This is a genomic window from Rhodococcus (subgen. Prescottella) equi, assembly GCF_003013675.1.
Classification (GTDB): Bacteria; Actinomycetota; Actinomycetes; order Mycobacteriales; family Mycobacteriaceae; genus Prescottella; species Prescottella equi.
The window spans coordinates 3,085,801-3,101,082 of sequence record NZ_CP027793.1 but is presented as its reverse complement, the minus strand read 5'-3'; the positions used below and the strand labels follow the sequence as shown (position 1 = coordinate 3,101,082).

Sequence of the window (15,282 nt, the reverse complement as noted above, 5' to 3'; positions counted from 1 at the left end):
CGTGCACACCGCAGCCGACCTGTGTCGATCAGCCGCTCAGTCTCTCAGCGGATGAGAGTCCCGAGGTCGACGGGCAGCTGGATGCCGGTGACGTGCCGGGCCTCGTCCGACGCCAGCCACGCGACGGCGTTGGCGATGTCCTCGGGCCGGCTGATCTGGTCGGGCAGGCTGCCCATGAAGATCGGGGCCAGCGTGGTCGCGTACTCCTGCACCAGCGCGTGCATGTCGTTGACCTGCATGCCCGTGTCGACGCCGTTGGGGTGAACGGTGTTGACGCGGATGTTGTGCGCGCCGAGTTCGACGGCGAGCGTCTTCGCGAGCCCGGTGACGCCGTGTTTGCTGGCCACGTAGTGGCCGAGGAACGGCAGCCCGCGCAGACCCGCCACGGAGCTGGTGATGACGATCGAACCGCCCTCGCCCTGCTCGATCAGGTGCGGGATCGCGGCCTTGCAGGTGTGGAACACGCCGGTGAGGTTGACGTCGAGCGTCTCCTGCCACTGCTCGGGGGTGATCTCCCACGACATGGCGCCCGAACAGATGCCGGCATTCGCGACGACGACGTCGAGTCGGCCCAGCGCGGCGATGCCGGTTGCGAGCGCTTCGGACACCGCGGCGAAGTCGCGCACATCCGTCTTGGTGGCGACGATCTTTCGGCCCTGTGCCTCGACCTGTGCGATGGTCTCGGCGAGGTCCGCCTCGGTGGCGCCGTCGTAGGCGGTGGAGTCGAAGTCGGCACACGCGTCGATCGCGATGATGTCGGCGCCCTCGGATGCCAGCCGCACTGCCTCGGCGCGGCCCTGGCCCCGCGCCGCTCCGGTGATGAATGCAACCTTGCCGACGAAACGGTTCGCGCTCATGGGTACTGCCTCCAGTCTTCGACGATCGTGTGATCTGGACCATATGAAGCGGTGGCGACCGGTGTCGGCGCGGTCCCGGTCACCGGGAGGACGAGCGGCGGCCGAGCCTCGTTCAGGGCCGGTCGAGCCGGACCAGCAGGGCGACGGGTAGCCGGCCGAAGACCTTCGCCAGCGGGATCGAACCGGTGTGGAGTTCACCTGTCAGCCGGTCGAACCAGCTTCCGGTCGGAAGTGCGATGCTCGAACTACCCCAACCGTTCTCGTGGATCAGCACGCTGTGCCGAGTCGCGAGTGCGATGACGTCCGAGGGAGCGCCCACGGGCCCGCGCGCGAACCCGAGTAGGTGGTCCCGGGCCGGACCGACCCCGAAGACCGGGCGGTAGTGTCCGCCCACGAAACTGTCGGGGCGCTCCCGCCGCAGTCGCAACGCAATGCGCGTCACGTGCAGCTTCGCGGTACCCGACGCGTCGATCGGCGGGGTCTCGACACCGGGGGTGTCCATCGATTTCAGGACGGCGCGTCGGACGGCGAAGTCCACGGGACGCCGGTTGTCGGGGTCGACCAGCGAGTCCTCCCACAGTTCGGTGCCCTGGTACACGTCCGGGATGCCCGGCCCGCACAGTTGCAGCAGCTTCTGGCCCAGCGCGTCCGACCAACCGTGCGGTGCCAGGTGCTGGGCGATCCGACCGATGCTCCGGCCCACCGGACCGTCGAGAACCCGGTCGATCCACTCGTGCAGGGCGTCCTCGAACTTCGTGTCGATCGCGGTCCACGACGTGCGCACCCCTGCTTCCCGGGCGGCCTTCTCGGCGTAGGCGTGCAGACGCGGCCGCAGGTCCGCGCCGTCGGGGGAGGGTCCGTCGACGGGCCACACCCCGAACATGTTCTGCCACATCATCAGTCCCAGGACGCCGTCCGGGCTGGGGGCCGACATCTCCCAGTCGGCGACGCAGCGGGCCCACAGTTCCGGCACCTGCGAGAGCACCCCGATGCGGGCACGGACGTCCTCCCCGCGTTTCGTGTCGTGAGTGGACAGGGTGGTCATCGTGCGCGGCCAGAAGCGTGCACGTTCGTGGGCACGCAGATGGAACTCGGCAGGAGAGCAGCCGACGACACCCGGGTCGCCACCGACCTCGAGGAGCGACACGAGGCGAGCGGTCCGATAGAACAGGCAGTCCTCCACCGCCTTCGCGGTGACGGCACCGCACACCTGGTGGAATCGGGTCCGGGACTCGGAGCCGTCGACGAGGGCGCTCGCGAGCGTCGTCAGGGCCGTCTGCCATTCCGGGTGCCGGTCGACGGTCTCCCCGATGATGCGCGGCACGATGCCGGCGAGCGGCGCGTAGTCGGCCCGGTACACCGGCATGTGTGCGAGGACCTCCACCAGGGCGTCGCGTAGTTGCTCCGGATTGCAGAACGTGGGTGAATCCCGCAGCATCGCCCGGGTCAGCCGGCGTACCTCGGGAGCGAGGTCGCCGCGAGCGACGCTGCGGCGCAATTCGGTTCCGTTCTCGTCCAACCAGGCACGGTCCCCGGCCGCGCCGGCACGGGCCGCCAACTCGGTGAGCGCCGCCGTCCCGGCCGGATCGAGGAACACGCCACCGTACTCGGCGAGGGCGTCGTAGCCGGTGGTGCCGTCGATCGGCAGAGTGGGATCGAGCGGTTCCCCTGCCGCGAGGATCTTCTCGGCCACCAGCCAACGATCGGGTCCGATGAGCCCGCGGAGGTTGCGCAGGTATCCGGCGGGATCGCTCAGCCCGTCGGGGTGGTCGACCCGGACACCGTCGACCATGTCGTCGCGTACCCACGATGCGAACTGGTGGTGGGTGGTGTCGAACACCCGCGGATCCTCCTGCCGGAGCGCGGCCAGATCGTTGATCGCGAAGAAGCGCCGATAGCCGACCCGGCCGTCCCGCCACGGCACCAGCCGATACGGCTGTCGTGCGTGAATCTCCCGGGGGTCGCCGTCGTCGGTGCCGGGGGCGATCGGGAAGCGCTGCTCGCCCAGCGCCAGCAGGGGAGTGCCGCCCGTGCGATCGACCTGCAGGGCCAGCAGATCACGTTCGTCGGCGAGCACCGGCAGCGCGATCCGCCCGTCGGTGCCGTTGTCGTCCCGCCAGTCGATGTCGAAGAACCGGGCGAACGGGGAGCGGTGGCCGTTCGTCAGTACATCCCACCACCAGCGGTTGTGCTGCGGCCGGCCGATTCCGAGATGGTTGGGCACCAGGTCGACGACCAGTCCCATGCCGCGCTCGCTCAGTTCCGCGGACAGCGCGACCAGTGCGGGACGCCCGCCCAGTTCGGACGACACCGATGTGGGGTCGGCGACGTCGTAGCCGTGGGTGGATCCGGGCATCGCCGTCAGGATCGGCGAGAGGTACACGTGCGAGACGCCGAGACGATCGAGATAGTCGGCGAGTCGGCGTGCGTCGTCGAGGGTGAAGGCGTCACCTCGCAGTTGCAGTCGGTACGTCGCGGTGATCGGTCTCATGACGGCCGGTCCCGCCGCAGCACCAGCAGGGATCGGGACGGCAAGGTGAGCGTGTCTCCTGCGTGGGCAGCGAGATCCGTTGCCCCGGTGGGCGAGCAGGTGTCCAGTTCGCCGACCCACCGGCTCTCCTCGGGGCCCGACGGAACCGCGAACTCGACGTCGGCATCGTGCGCGTTGAAGAACAGCAGAAACGAGTCGTCGACCACACGGCGCCCGCGGTGATCGGGTTCGGGTATCGCATCACCGCCCAGATACACCGCCAGGACCTTGCCGAATCCGCTGTCCCAGTCCTCGGTGGTCATCTCCCGGCCGGTCGGGGTGAGCCACGCGATGTCGGGACGGTGTTCGTCGCGGACGGGGCGGCCGGCGAGGAAGCGCCGTCGGCGGAAGACCGGGTGCGCGGCCCGCAATGCCGACGCACGACGGGCGAAGGCCAACAGATCCGAGTGTGTTCGCGTCAGTGACCAGTCCATCCACGACAGCGGCGAATCCTGGCAGTAGACATTGTTGTTGCCGTTCTGGGTGCGGCCCATCTCGTCGCCGTGGGCAAGCATCGGGGTGCCCTGGCTGAGGAGCAGCGTGGCGAGGATGTTGCGCTGCTGCCGGCCCCGAAGGGCGAGGACAGTGGGGTCGTCGGTGGGCCCTTCGACGCCGCAGTTCCACGACCGATTGTGGCTTTCACCGTCCCGGTTGTCCTCACCGTTGGCCTCGTTGTGCTTCTCCTCGTACGCCACGAGATCGGCGAGAGTGAAACCGTCGTGGGCGGTCACGAAGTTGATGCTCGCGCTGGGGCGACGCCCGGTGGCCTCGTACAGATCCGACGACCCGGTCAGGCGGGACGCGAACTCCCCGAGGGTGGCCGGCTGTCCGCGCCAGAAGTCGCGGACGGTGTCGCGGTACTTGCCGTTCCACTCGGTCCACAACCCGGGAAAGTTCCCGACCTGGTAGCCGCCCTCGCCGACGTCCCAGGGTTCGGCGATCAGCTTCACCTGGCTCACCACAGGATCCTGCTGCACCAGATCGAAGAACGCGGAAAGCCGGTCCACGTCGTGCAATTCGCGGGCGAGGGTCGACGCCAGATCGAAACGGAAACCGTCGACGTGCATCTCGGTCACCCAGTAGCGCAGCGAGTCCATGATGAGTTGAAGGGTGTGCGGATGCCGGGCGTTGAGGCTGTTACCGGTGCCCGTGTAGTCCTTGTAGCGGGACGGATCGTCGTCGTCGAGTCGGTAGTACGCGGCGTTGTCGATGCCGCGGAAGACGACGGTCGGGCCGCGGTGGTCGCCCTCGGCGGTGTGGTTGTAGACGACGTCGAGAATCACCTCGATACCGGCGTCGTGGAACGCGCGCACCATCGCCTTGAACTCGGTGACCACACCGCTCGGCTCGGTGGCCGACGAGTATTCGACATGTGGCGCCAGGAATCCGTAGCTGTTGTAGCCCCAGTAGTTTCGCAACCCCTGATCGAGCAGGATCTGGTCGTGCATGAACTGGTGTACCGGCATCAGCTCGATCGCCGTGACCCCGAGCGCACGGAGGTGATCGATCACCACCGGGTGCGCGAGCCCGGCGTAGGTGCCGCGCAGCTCAGCCGGAATCTCCGGATGGGTCGCGGTCATGCCCTTGACGTGAGCCTCGTAGATGAGGGTCTCGTGGTACGGCGTGCGCGGCGGCCGGTCCGCGCCCCAGTCGAAGAACGGGTTGATCACGACAGTCGTCATCGTGTGGCCGAGCGTGTCCTCGCCGAACGCGTGCAGTGACGGGTGGCCGTCGAACACGCCGTCGAAAGCCTTGCCGTAGGGATCGAGCAGGAACTTGGATGGATCGCACCGGAGCCCGGCCTCCGGGTCGAAAGGCCCGTGGACCCGGAACCCGTACCGCTGCCCAGGTCCTACGGACGGCAGGTACACGTGCCACACGTGGCCGTCGACCTCGTCGAGCCGGACGCGGGTCTCGGTGCCGTCGCTCGCGATCAGGCACAGGTCCACCGCCTCGGCGACCTCGGAGAACAGTGAGAAGTTGGTGCCGCCCCCGTCGTAGGTGGCGCCGAGCGGATACGCGGCTCCCGGCCACGTCTCGATCGGCGGCGCTACGCCGGGCCCGCTGCGCTCCATGCTGCTGAACCCTAGCTGTAAGCCGACCGGTGCACCCGGATTGTGACAAGGGTTCGATCGCAGGTTCGTTCACCCTGTCGCTGGTGAGTGGTTCGGTCTAGCGTGGAGACGAAGTCGCACTTCCAGTGGAGGGGTGAGGTCCTGTGTTCTCCCATTCTCGTGCAGCTTCTCGGGGAGCCGGGTCGGCCATCGCGGTGATCTGCTCCGCCGTCGTCGGATCCGGCGCACTCGTACTCGGCGCCGGCACCGCCGCGGCGCAGGAGACGCCGCCGGGACCTGCGATCCTGGGCGTCGAACTCGACGAGGAGGACGGTCGCCCCACGGTGGAGATCGACTACGTGAATCTGCAGGGCGAGCGGCGCGAGATCGACGTGGATCTGCAGACCGGCCTGATCACCGAGGACGAGCCGGACGACGAGGCGACGGCGCCAGCCTCGACATTGCCGGGCTGACGACTCGCGTCTCCCTACCGCGTGTCGATCGCGGGGGTTACCGCCGCACGGTGGCCGCTCTACACTGAGGATCCGGCGACCCGGCGCTTCGGCTGTGTCGTTTGAACGGTTTGTCCCGCAACCTGTTCCGTGACGAAGGGGCGACCGGAGTCGTTCTCCGGAGGTGCTTTTCCGTGACCGCGTCGAATCCGATGGACGGAGGCGACACCGCCTGGGTGCTGGTGTGCGCCGCACTGGTGTTGTTCATGGTTCCCGGACTGGCATTCTTCTACGCCGGAATGGTCAAGAGCCGCAACACATTGGTGATGATCCAGCAGAACTTCGTCGCGCTCGGCGTGGTGACGGTGGTGTGGATCCTGATCGGCCACAGCATCGCGTTCGGCGAGGACACTGGTGCCGGATTGTTCGGCGATCTGAAGCTGTTCGCCCTGCAGAATCTGGACGAAGCGCCGCGCCCGGCACTGCATGTCGTCGTCCCGGGCATCGCGATCCCGACCCTGGCCTTCGTCGCCTATCAAATGATGTTCGCGATAATCACTCCCGCGCTGATCACCGGCGCGACGGCGGATCGGCTGAAGATCGCGGGCTGGGTGGTGATCCTCGCCGTGTGGCCTGTCGTCGTGTACGCGCCGATCGCGCATTGGCTGTTCGACCCCGAGGGATGGCTCGCGGTCCGGGGAGCGCAGGACTGGGCGGGCGGCATGGTGGTCCACGCGTCGGCGGGGGCGGCCGCACTGGCGATCCTCCTGGTCGTCGGCCGGCGGACCGGTTGGCCCGGCACCGAGACCGTTCCGCACTCGGTGCCGCTCACGATGATCGGTGCCGGAATTCTGTGGTTCGGCTGGTTCGGATTCAATGCGGGAGATAGCCTGCAGGCAAACGGAATTGCCGCGCAGGCCCTGATCAACACCCATGTCGCGGCGGCAGCGGGGATGGTGATCTGGTCGATAGCGGAACGCTTCCGGCAGGGGCGGTCGACCGTGGTGGGTGCGGCGACCGGAGCGGTGGCCGGGCTTGCCACGATCACACCGTGCGCCGGATACGTCGACACTGCGTCGGCGCTGCTGATCGGGGCGGTCGCCGGGCTCGTGTGCCAGGTGGCGCTACGGCTGAAAGTGCTGTTCCGTTTCGACGACGCGTTGGATGTGATCGCCGTCCACTTCGTCGGTGGTGTACTCGGTTCCCTCCTGTTGGGCCTGTTCGGGAAGAAGGCGATCAATGGGATCGGAGCGGACGGGTTGTTCTTCGGTGGGGGCTTCTCGTTGCTGGGGAATCAGGCTCTCGCTGTCGTCGCGGTGGTCGCGTTCTCTTTCGTCGTCACACTCGTGATCGCGTTCGCGGCAGACCGAACCGTGGGCCTGCGCCTGCCCGCCGACGAGGAGTTCGGCTCGGACCGCCGCCGTCAGGGCATGGACGCGTACCGGTTCGCCCCGTCGTTCGTTGCCGGGGCCGGGCTGGCGTCGGGTGCTGTCGACGAGCCGCCGTTGACGGCGACGCGGATCGCCGCAGCGCCGTCGAGCGTCCAGTACCGCCTCGTCACGGTGCTCGTGCGGGCCATCGACGCAGGAGCGCTCGAGAGCGCGCTGCGGGAGGCCGGGGCCCGGTCGATCGTCGTGACGGAAGTCCACGCCCCCTCCACCCATCGCGACACGGTGGTGATGCGCGACCAGCGCAGTGAACTCGCGCTCGCGCAGCGACTGAAGGTGGAGGTGCTGGTCCGGGACACCGACGTCGAGCGTGTGCTGGACGCACTGGATTCCGACACCATCGGAGGCCATGAGGGGTACGTGCAGCAGGCCGCGGAACCGCTCTCGCCACAAGCCCGTACGGACGAGGACCCCGTCAGCTGACGTGCTTCTCGAGCGGTACGGTGTTGGGACCCACGACCAGCTGGCCGCGGTGCACCACCAGCAGCCAGACTGGTAGCACCGCGATGCACAACACCGGAATCATCCCGAACGACGCCACCATCGTCGCACCGATGAACAGGCCCAGCCAGCAACTGCGCACCGCCACCACGAGCGCGCCGAGGACCGCACACGAGATCGACAGTGCGAGCGGGACGGTGTCGAACATGGCATGCACCAGCAATCCGACGTTCAAGCCCACGAATACGGACGCGAACGTCCGGCCGCCGCGGAAGCCGCAGCTGGACGCGACGAGCAGCGCCACGAGGTTGATCAGCGCGTAGAGCGCGAGGCGGCCCACCGACTCGTCGGCAGCGCTCGCGGTGACCCGCCCCATGTTCTCGGCATCCTTGAAGAGTGTTGCGGGTCCGCCCACAGCGCCGAGCGCGCCGAGAACCGCACCGCCGAGCCCGATCGCGAGAACCGGGTTCGGCAGCGCGTGGAACAGCGCATGCATCCGGTGGAAGGCGGGGACGCCCATCAGGAAGAAGGCGGCGGTACCGACTGCGATGAGCGTGCCGATCAGGATGTGCCCGATGGTGGGCGCGCGGTACTCGGGGACGTCGATGACGAGCATCGGGCGATCGAGGAGGAACATCGTCGCGGTGCCGGCGCCGGCCGCGACGAGAGGCGCGAACATGTTCTCCCACAGCTCGCCCTTCGGGCGGCGGCCGGCCAGTTCGACGAACGCCAACGGCCCTGCCAGTGGGGTGCCGAACAGCACACCGATCGTCGCGGACGTCGTCAGCCACACGACGCGTTTGGTCGGCATCGTCGGCCACAGCCGCCCGAGGATCCAGGCAGCGACCGCGACGTTGATCGCGATGAGCGGATTCTCCGGACCAAGACTCACCCCGGCGCCCAGCGCGAGCGCCACGACGAGCGCCAGCGACGGTAGCGACCTGAGCGGAATCGGCGGTCCTACCAGCCCCGCGGTGGCGGGGTCGGGTCCACCGTGCCCGGGCAGTTTCCACACCAGCACACCCACCAGCAGTCCGATTCCGGTGAGTACCGCGAAGATCCACCATCGGGCGTAACCGTCGAACCCGATGAGATCGGGAATCCACCTGTAGAGCAGGTCGGTGACCCGGTCGGTGACGAGCACCATCGCGATCGGGATGACCGCGGCCGCGACACCCACGAGGACGGAGGGGACGGCCTCCCGCGCGATCGTCCGGGTGCTCGGGAACATGACGTCCAACGGTGCCTCCGGTGCTTCCCTGCTCGACGGGTCGGAGCGCTAGTCCCTACACGCTACGACGCCGAGGCTGCCGGAGGTTCTCCCGGAGCAGATATCCGAGCACGACGAGTATCGGAACACTCCAGATCCAGTATCCCCAGCCGAACATCATGAGTGCCACATGGAAGACGATCGCGCCGATCAGTCCGATCCTGGTCCACCGACCGCCCGCGAGGGTCAGCACGCCGATCGCCAGCTCTCCGGCCGCGACTACCAGACCCCACCCGGCAGGGTGGGCCATGAAGACGTCTCGCCACGCAGTCCGGACGAGAGGCAGATACGTCCGATCGGCGAACGGTCGGTACAACTCGGGGTCTGCCGCGACGATGCCGACGTGGATGGCGGCGGTGAATACGAAGAGACCGCCGACGAGCCTGCGGAGCACATCTGCAGCACGGCTCACGGCACGACGACAGCCCGACCGCGCAACGTTCCTGCCGCGAGTCGGCGGTACGCCTCGACGCCGTCGTCGAGCGCGAACCGCTCGACCGCGATGTCCAGGACACCCTGGTGCGCGAGGTCGATCAACTCGATGAGCTCGCTGCGTGAACCCCAGTACGGAGACGCGACATTCGTCTCGTACGCACCGGTGAAGAAGCCGACCCGGGCCGCGGACTTCCCGTCGCCGAGCCCGACGATCGTGACGTCGGACCCGACGCCGGCCACTGCGGTCGCGACGTCGAGCGTCGGCTGCACACCCACGAAATCGAGGACCAGCGCGGCACCGGCCGAACCCGTGATCTTCCGGACGTTCGCGGCGGCGTCGGCGTTCGACAACACGGTCTCGTGCGCGCCGACCTCGCGGGCGAACGCGAGCTTCTCGTCGTTGACGTCGAGGGCGATGATGCGTGCAGGGGACAGGTGGCGGAGCAGCTGGATGCCGACGTGTCCGAGGCCTCCGGTGCCGATCACGACTGCGTACGAGCCGGCGCGGAGCTTGCCGAGCGACCGTTTGATCGCGTGGTACGGGGTGAGCCCGGCGTCGGTCAGCGGCACCGTCGTGACGGGGTCGAGGTCACCGATCGGGACCAGGTGACGCGGCGAGTCGACGATCATGTACTCGGCGATCGCGCCCGGCGCGCCCAAGCCGGGTGGGGCGATGCCGAGTTCCCTTGCGCGGGAGCAGTAGTTCTCGAGCCCCTGCGCACAGTGCCAGCAACGTCCGCAACCCCACGGCCCGTACACGACGACGTTCGTGCCGATGTCGAGGTCGGTGACGCCTGCGCCGACGGCGGCCACCCGGCCGGCGCCCTCGTGACCGAGTGTCATCGGCAGTTCGTAGCCGAACTGCTCGGCGGGCAGGCTCATGATGAATTCGTCCGAGTGGCACACGCCCGCAGCGGTGATCTCGAGCAGCACTTCACCGGCTTTCGGCTCGGGCGTCGGGATGTCGACGAGTTCGGGCTCCGCCCCGATACGGGTGTACTGGATCGCCTTCACAATGCACTCCTTCGATGGGCTCTCGCGTTCGATGGGCACTCGCGGTCGAGGACGTGTCGCGCCTCGAGCATCGCACGGATCCGCCGACTCGGGGGACAGGCCCCGTCCCCGGGCGTTAGGTTGCAGGACATGGGGGACGCGATCCCGGAACCCGAACACGTCTACGGCCGCCTGTCGGAGCGGGCGCGACTTGCGCTGCTTCGCAATCCGCAGGGCTTCGTGCCCCCGGAGTTCATCGGCCAGGTCATCAGTGTCTGCGGTGACGACAGCGTCTGCTACGTCACCTCCGACGACGACGTGCCGCACTTCGCGATCTTCCAGGGCCCACTGTCGGACTACCTGTTCGTCCGCCGTCAGTGTCTGGACGCCTGGTGGGACGCCCTCGAGCCGGGGGTACGTCGATCGCTGGCGAACGGAGACCGCGTGTTCGACTCTTCTCTGGTCGACAGCGACTACGTCACACTGCGGCTGACCGGTGCGGATCTGCGCTAGCGGCCCGTCCGCGGCGTTTCGTCGCTGTGCACTACAGGTGCCGCGTCTACGGTGGATGCCGCCGATCGTCGGCGGCGAGCTCGATCCGGAAAGGTGTGATGGCGAGTGAACGCGCGGGAACCGGCAGACCGCTGGCTGCGCAACTACCTCACCAGCACGCTGACGCAGCACGACCTCGATCTCTTCCTGTCGGGCCTCGAGGAGTCGTTCACCACGGACATTCCCGAGTTGGCCGCGGACGCCGAACTTCAACGCGACCTACGAGCGGCGGTGCGCAGTCAGCTCGGCGCGTTCCTCGGTGCGTCCGGACAGTCCGCCGACGGATCGGCCGAGGCGCCGGTCTCCGTCGAGGCCCACGCGCTCGCCCGCACGGTCGCACAGCGGGGACTCGAGCTGCGGGTGTTGTCTCAGCTCTATCACGCCGGTCACCGAGCCATGTTGTCGTTCGCGACCGAGTTCCTGCAGCAGGAGGACCTCGACGCCCAGTTCAAACTCGAGGTCCTCACCACGATGTGGTCGCAGACCAGCGAACTGCTCAACGCGATGCTCGACGAACTTGCCGTCACGTACGCGGACGAGCGGGAGCGGCTGCTGCAGGGCGCTTTCGCGTCCCGCGTGACCACGGTGCGCGAGGTCCTCGACGGCGGTGGGGGCGTCGCGCAGTCGTCGGGACTGCTCGGCTACCCGTTGCGACTCACACACACCGCCGTGGTCGCGTGGGTCGACGACTCGACTGTGTTCGCCGGTTCCCTCGACCGAGTGATGTCACGAGTTGCGGCCGGCCGGCGCACCCTGTCGGTGCCGTCGGGTGCGCACGGCGTGTGGTCGTGGATCGCGCAGGACAGCGACGACCCGTGGGTCGTCGACCAGTGTCGGATTCCGGACGGCGTCCGCCTCGCGGTCGGTGAGCGTGCTCCGGGAATCGAGGGATTCCGCAGCAGCCATCGTGAGGCGCTCGCGGCGCAGCGGATCGCCGAGGTCGGCAAGCAGCGAAAGGCCGTGACCAGCTACACCCACGTCGAACTGGTCTCGATGTTGTCGGCCGATCCCGACGCGATGCGCGCCCTCGTCGCCCGGGAGCTGGCCGGTCTCCTCGGTGAGGATCCTGCGTCCGAGCGTCTGCGGGACACCCTGCGCGCCGTGATGAACTGTCACGGCAACCATGAGGCCGCAGCCCGTCGGCTGGGAATCCACAAGAACACCGTCCGGTACCGCATGCAGCGGGCGGAAGAACTTCTCGGCGGCGACATTCTGGCGCGCAGGCTGAAACTGGAACTCGCCTTGGAGTGTTTCGAGGCATTCGGCGGATAACGGAGATCGCTGTCCGCTGGCACGCGATGAAACACTCACTGCCGGTCAGCCGCCGCTTCGGGATGCCGAGCTCGGTCGGCACGTGATCCGAGAATCGCCGTCAGTAGCGCAGCGGCGAGAAGGAAGAGCACAACACGGCGAGCTGCGTTTGTGCATCCGGCGATAGCCGGCACCCTGTTTCGGGTGCCGGCTGCCGTGTCATGCGGCGTGTGGTCCCGCCCGGTTGTGGGCGGGGACGGGTTTCTTGTAGGGGTCGACGGTGCTCGGTGGTGTGAACCACGGGTGCCGGTCGGCGCCGATTTTCACGTCCCAGTGGCTGTGGTGGAGGAGTTGGTGGTGGTAGCGGCAGAGTAGGACGAGGTTGTCGAGGTCGGTGGGTCCACCGTCTGCCCAATGCTTTACGTGATGGCCTTCGCAGTGGGCGGGTGGTGTGCCGCAGCCGGGGAAGGCGCAGCCGTGGTCGCGGGCGATCAACGCTCGACGCTGCTTTTTCGACACGGTTCTGCTGGTGCGGCCGAGTTTCAGGGGGACGCCGTCGTCCATGACGATGGGGGTGAGGTGGCAGTCGCACGCGATCCGGCGGGCGGTCGCGATCGACAGGGGCCCCGTGTGGGGCATGCGTGCGATGTCTTTGTCGCCGAACAGATCCGAATCGCTGTCTGGATTCACCCACTCGTGAGCCGACTTGCTGCGGGCGAGGTCGGCGGCGTTCACATGGAGTGACAGGTGGGGTCGCTCGCCGCCCTCGATGGGGGCGTAGCCGGAGTCGAGGTAGCGGCGCAGGATCTCGGAGAATGCGTCCGCCCGCTGCCGTGCCGGGGTGCGTTTCTCGGCGGGGTCGTCGACCGGATTCCTCGGCTTGGTCAGTGATGACAGTGCCGTCAACAGCATCTCGCCGGTGACGGCGTCGAGGTCACCTTTGACCGCGACGCGTCCGTTCAACGTTTTCGAGGCGTGGAATTCGTTGCGTTCGGTGTCTTCGCTGGGTGGGAGTTCGTCGGATTCGAAGATCCGCTCCAACCGGGAGATGCACGTGCGGACGGTCATGGTGGTTGCAGTGGGTCCGGTGGCGCTGTCCAGCAACACTTTCCGGCAGGAATCCAACGCTTCGTTCGGCATGCCGCGGGGTGGGGTTTCGCAGAACTTCCCGATCAACGCGGCGTGCTCGGCCGATATATCGCCGGCGTTGAAGGCGTCGGCGATCTCGGGCTGCCGGCTCAGCATCCGGCCCAATGCGAGGATGCGTGCGGCGGCCGGTACCTCCAGCAACGTGTTCGCGGCCAGCCACTGCTTGACGCTGCGGAAGCCGAGGGTGTCGAACGAGACTGCGCGCTCATCGATTTCGGCGACGATGGCTGCACGTAGTGCTTCGAGTTGTTCGATCGCGTGGCAGATGTCGAGGCCGGTCTGCACCAGCAGGATTTCTGGCAGTGTGTGCACGTCTCCTGGTCGCGGTGCGGTGACCGTGACCAGCGAATTGAGTCCCCCCGGATTCATGACCCAAGTCTAGCTCGAATATATGTTCGAGTCAATGGGGCTTCTCCTGCGTCAGACTTTCCGGGAGGTCCCGGCGTTGAAGAGCCGGGACGCGAGCCGGCGTGGGTGGGCGTATGGCGAGGTCGCGACGGACGAAGGTCCCGTTCGAGGTGAAGATGCGGATGTAGGTCGACCTCGGTTCGAATCACCCCACGGTCCTTCTGTGCCGAACTCAGTAGTCGTCGACGACGAGGTTGGGGAAGGTGTACCAGCCGTCCCCGATGTTGCGTGAGGCCGTGCGTTTCAGGGTGGCTTCGGAGAGGCCGTGAGGTGCGTAGATCCATCCCGGATTGTCGAACGGCGACAGTCCCGTTCGTGCATCGTGGAAGTACACCGAGCCATCGCCGCCGACATGGGCGTACGCGACGTCGAATCGTCCGATTCTTACGTCGCGCTGGTAGCGGCCGCCGCGAAGATTCTCGGGCTCGCGAAGTAGTTGGTGTGCAACCTCTTCGAACTCTCGTCGATGGTCGGCGAAGGTGGGACGGCCGAATGTGGATGCGCCGAGTGCGCACCCGGCAACGAGAAGCCAGACCACGATTGCCCATGTCCAGCGCCGACGCCGCGTCACGATGAGGGCTGCGACGACGGTCGCCACCACGGCTGAAAGCGCCAGTGCGGTGCGGGCACTCGCGCGTGCGACAGCGCTGTCGGAAGGGGACGGCCACGGGAGGTGCCACGCCACGGCAGTCATCACCGCTGCCGCGGCCACCGCCGCCGCGAGGTTGACCCACACAACCCAGCCGAGGGAGCCTCGGTCGTGGACCGGCCTCGCTTCGCACGCCATCCTCCGAGGATAGGTCGAAAAGGCGCGCCCTCAGCCGTAGTACGGCGGCTCGGTGTCGGGATCGTCGACCACGACGTCTACGCGGGTGTCCGCGACGAGCCGCGCGATCGCGTCGGCGCTTGCGCCGATCGTTGCGAAGTGTGGGTCGACGTCGCATGTGACACACCACGCGTGATCGGCCGGCCAGACGAACGCGGGCGTGGGGGCTACCGTGTCCTGGAGCAGCTCCGAAACCTGTGAGTCCCAGTCGGCGACGTCGGCGAGTGATCCGCGGAAGAGGAAGTAGGCGCGGTTCGGGATCGAAATTTTCGGCATCGGATCGTCCCCGGAGAAGCTCGGCCATCCTTCCCAGATGCAGAAATAACAGTCGTCGGGCGTCGCGGTGTAGGGCGTCAACTCCGCGAGAGCCACGCCCAGCTGTTCGTTGTCGGACAGCGCGCCCGGGGCGCGCCGGACGTCGCCCTCTGACTGCCCCGGAAAGCTCGGGTCGGGAATGAACCGTAGGCGCGCGTGCTTCTCGAAGTCGCGTGGACCTCGTGCCGCCAGATGTCGCCAATCTTCGTCCGACCGCTCCAGCCACCGCGCGACCGTCCGGTCGGCACACCGCGTAATGCCCATCCGAAGATTATGGCGGCGACACCCGATGCACGGCGCT

13 protein-coding genes are annotated in these 15,282 nt (G+C 67.7%); 4 read left to right on the top strand and 9 right to left on the bottom strand.

Features of this window, described 5'->3' with window-relative positions; all coding sequences use genetic code 11:
* Positions 1-44: 44 nt before the first annotated feature.
* The 3 genes from C7H75_RS14500 to glgX form a co-directional block, all read right to left on the bottom strand.
* Complete coding sequence (locus C7H75_RS14500) at positions 45-857, bottom strand: mycofactocin-coupled SDR family oxidoreductase (protein ID WP_064079393.1); 813 nt, start codon at positions 855-857, stop codon at positions 45-47.
* 112 nt (positions 858-969) lie between these two features.
* Positions 970-3,348: a malto-oligosyltrehalose synthase gene (gene treY, locus C7H75_RS14495; protein WP_084924395.1), complete on the bottom strand. Its 2,379-nt coding sequence runs from the start codon at positions 3,346-3,348 to the stop codon at positions 970-972.
* The gene (gene glgX, locus C7H75_RS14490; RefSeq protein ID WP_106851503.1) at positions 3,345-5,462 is read right to left on the bottom strand and encodes a glycogen debranching protein GlgX; all 2,118 of its coding nucleotides are present in this window, start codon (positions 5,460-5,462) and stop codon (positions 3,345-3,347) included. The genes treY and glgX overlap by 4 nt, the downstream gene beginning before the upstream one ends.
* A 143-nt stretch (positions 5,463-5,605) precedes the next feature.
* Here glgX and C7H75_RS14485 point away from each other — a divergent pair, with 143 nt between their 5' ends.
* Both C7H75_RS14485 and C7H75_RS14480 read left to right on the top strand, forming a co-directional pair.
* Positions 5,606-5,914 carry a PepSY domain-containing protein gene (locus C7H75_RS14485; protein WP_050804406.1) on the top strand — a complete coding sequence of 103 codons (309 nt, stop codon included), beginning with the start codon at positions 5,606-5,608 and terminating at the stop codon, positions 5,912-5,914.
* A 173-nt stretch (positions 5,915-6,087) separates the two neighbouring features.
* Positions 6,088-7,764: an ammonium transporter gene (locus tag C7H75_RS14480; protein WP_106851502.1), complete on the top strand. Its 1,677-nt coding sequence runs from the start codon at positions 6,088-6,090 to the stop codon at positions 7,762-7,764.
* Here the strand turns inward: C7H75_RS14480 and C7H75_RS14475 are convergent.
* The 3 genes from C7H75_RS14475 to C7H75_RS14465 are packed head-to-tail and all read right to left on the bottom strand — an operon-like array spanning position 7,757 to position 10,501.
* Complete coding sequence (locus C7H75_RS14475; protein ID WP_106852017.1) at positions 7,757-9,013, bottom strand: ion channel protein; 1,257 nt, start codon at positions 9,011-9,013, stop codon at positions 7,757-7,759. The two genes, C7H75_RS14480 and C7H75_RS14475, sit on opposite strands and share 8 nt — an antisense overlap.
* A 55-nt stretch (positions 9,014-9,068) precedes the next feature.
* Positions 9,069-9,464 carry a hypothetical protein gene (locus C7H75_RS14470; RefSeq protein ID WP_233281766.1) on the bottom strand — a complete coding sequence of 132 codons (396 nt, stop codon included), beginning with the start codon at positions 9,462-9,464 and terminating at the stop codon, positions 9,069-9,071.
* A complete protein-coding gene (locus C7H75_RS14465) occupies positions 9,461-10,501 on the bottom strand; it encodes an NAD(P)-dependent alcohol dehydrogenase (RefSeq protein ID WP_005512597.1) in 1,041 nt (346 codons plus the stop codon). The genes C7H75_RS14470 and C7H75_RS14465 overlap by 4 nt, the downstream gene beginning before the upstream one ends.
* A gap of 129 nt (positions 10,502-10,630) precedes the next feature.
* Between C7H75_RS14465 and C7H75_RS14460 the strand changes: the two genes are divergently transcribed.
* Together C7H75_RS14460 and C7H75_RS14455 are read left to right on the top strand one after the other, a co-directional pair.
* Positions 10,631-10,993, top strand: coding sequence for a hypothetical protein (locus C7H75_RS14460; protein WP_081122213.1), 363 nt, complete (start codon positions 10,631-10,633; stop codon positions 10,991-10,993).
* A 105-nt stretch (positions 10,994-11,098) separates the two neighbouring features.
* Entirely contained in the window at positions 11,099-12,304 is a 1,206-nt protein-coding gene (locus C7H75_RS14455; RefSeq protein WP_106851500.1) for a PucR family transcriptional regulator, read from the top strand.
* Positions 12,305-12,502: 198 nt separating this feature from the next.
* Here C7H75_RS14455 and C7H75_RS14450 read toward each other — a convergent pair whose 3' ends face one another.
* The 3 genes from C7H75_RS14450 to C7H75_RS14440 all read right to left on the bottom strand — a co-directional run bounded on the left by C7H75_RS14450 (position 12,503) and on the right by C7H75_RS14440 (position 15,245).
* Positions 12,503-13,801: an HNH endonuclease signature motif containing protein gene (locus C7H75_RS14450; RefSeq protein WP_106851499.1), complete on the bottom strand. Its 1,299-nt coding sequence runs from the start codon at positions 13,799-13,801 to the stop codon at positions 12,503-12,505.
* Between the two features lie 211 nt (positions 13,802-14,012).
* Positions 14,013-14,627 (bottom strand): hypothetical protein, encoded by a 615-nt coding sequence (locus C7H75_RS14445; RefSeq protein ID WP_044991136.1) that lies wholly within the window; start codon positions 14,625-14,627, stop codon positions 14,013-14,015.
* Positions 14,628-14,657: 30 nt separating this feature from the next.
* Positions 14,658-15,245 (bottom strand): hypothetical protein, encoded by a 588-nt coding sequence (locus C7H75_RS14440; RefSeq protein ID WP_106851498.1) that lies wholly within the window; start codon positions 15,243-15,245, stop codon positions 14,658-14,660.
* Positions 15,246-15,282 lie beyond the last annotated feature (37 nt).

Excerpts from the sequence above, each read along its gene's own strand:
- C7H75_RS14475 (WP_106852017.1), bottom strand. The coding sequence starts at position 9,013 with ATGTTCCCGAGCACCCGGACGATCGCGCGGGAGGCCGTCCCCTCCGTC.
- glgX (WP_106851503.1), bottom strand. The coding sequence starts at position 5,462 with ATGGAGCGCAGCGGGCCCGGCGTAGCGCCGCCGATCGAGACGTGGCCG.
- treY (WP_084924395.1), bottom strand. The coding sequence starts at position 3,348 with ATGAGACCGATCACCGCGACGTACCGACTGCAACTGCGAGGTGACGCC.
- C7H75_RS14445 (WP_044991136.1), bottom strand. The coding sequence starts at position 14,627 with ATGGCGTGCGAAGCGAGGCCGGTCCACGACCGAGGCTCCCTCGGCTGG.
- C7H75_RS14460 (WP_081122213.1), top strand. The coding sequence starts at position 10,631 with ATGGGGGACGCGATCCCGGAACCCGAACACGTCTACGGCCGCCTGTCG.
- C7H75_RS14450 (WP_106851499.1), bottom strand. The coding sequence starts at position 13,801 with ATGAATCCGGGGGGACTCAATTCGCTGGTCACGGTCACCGCACCGCGA.
- C7H75_RS14440 (WP_106851498.1), bottom strand. The coding sequence starts at position 15,245 with ATGGGCATTACGCGGTGTGCCGACCGGACGGTCGCGCGGTGGCTGGAG.
- C7H75_RS14500 (WP_064079393.1), bottom strand. The coding sequence starts at position 857 with ATGAGCGCGAACCGTTTCGTCGGCAAGGTTGCATTCATCACCGGAGCG.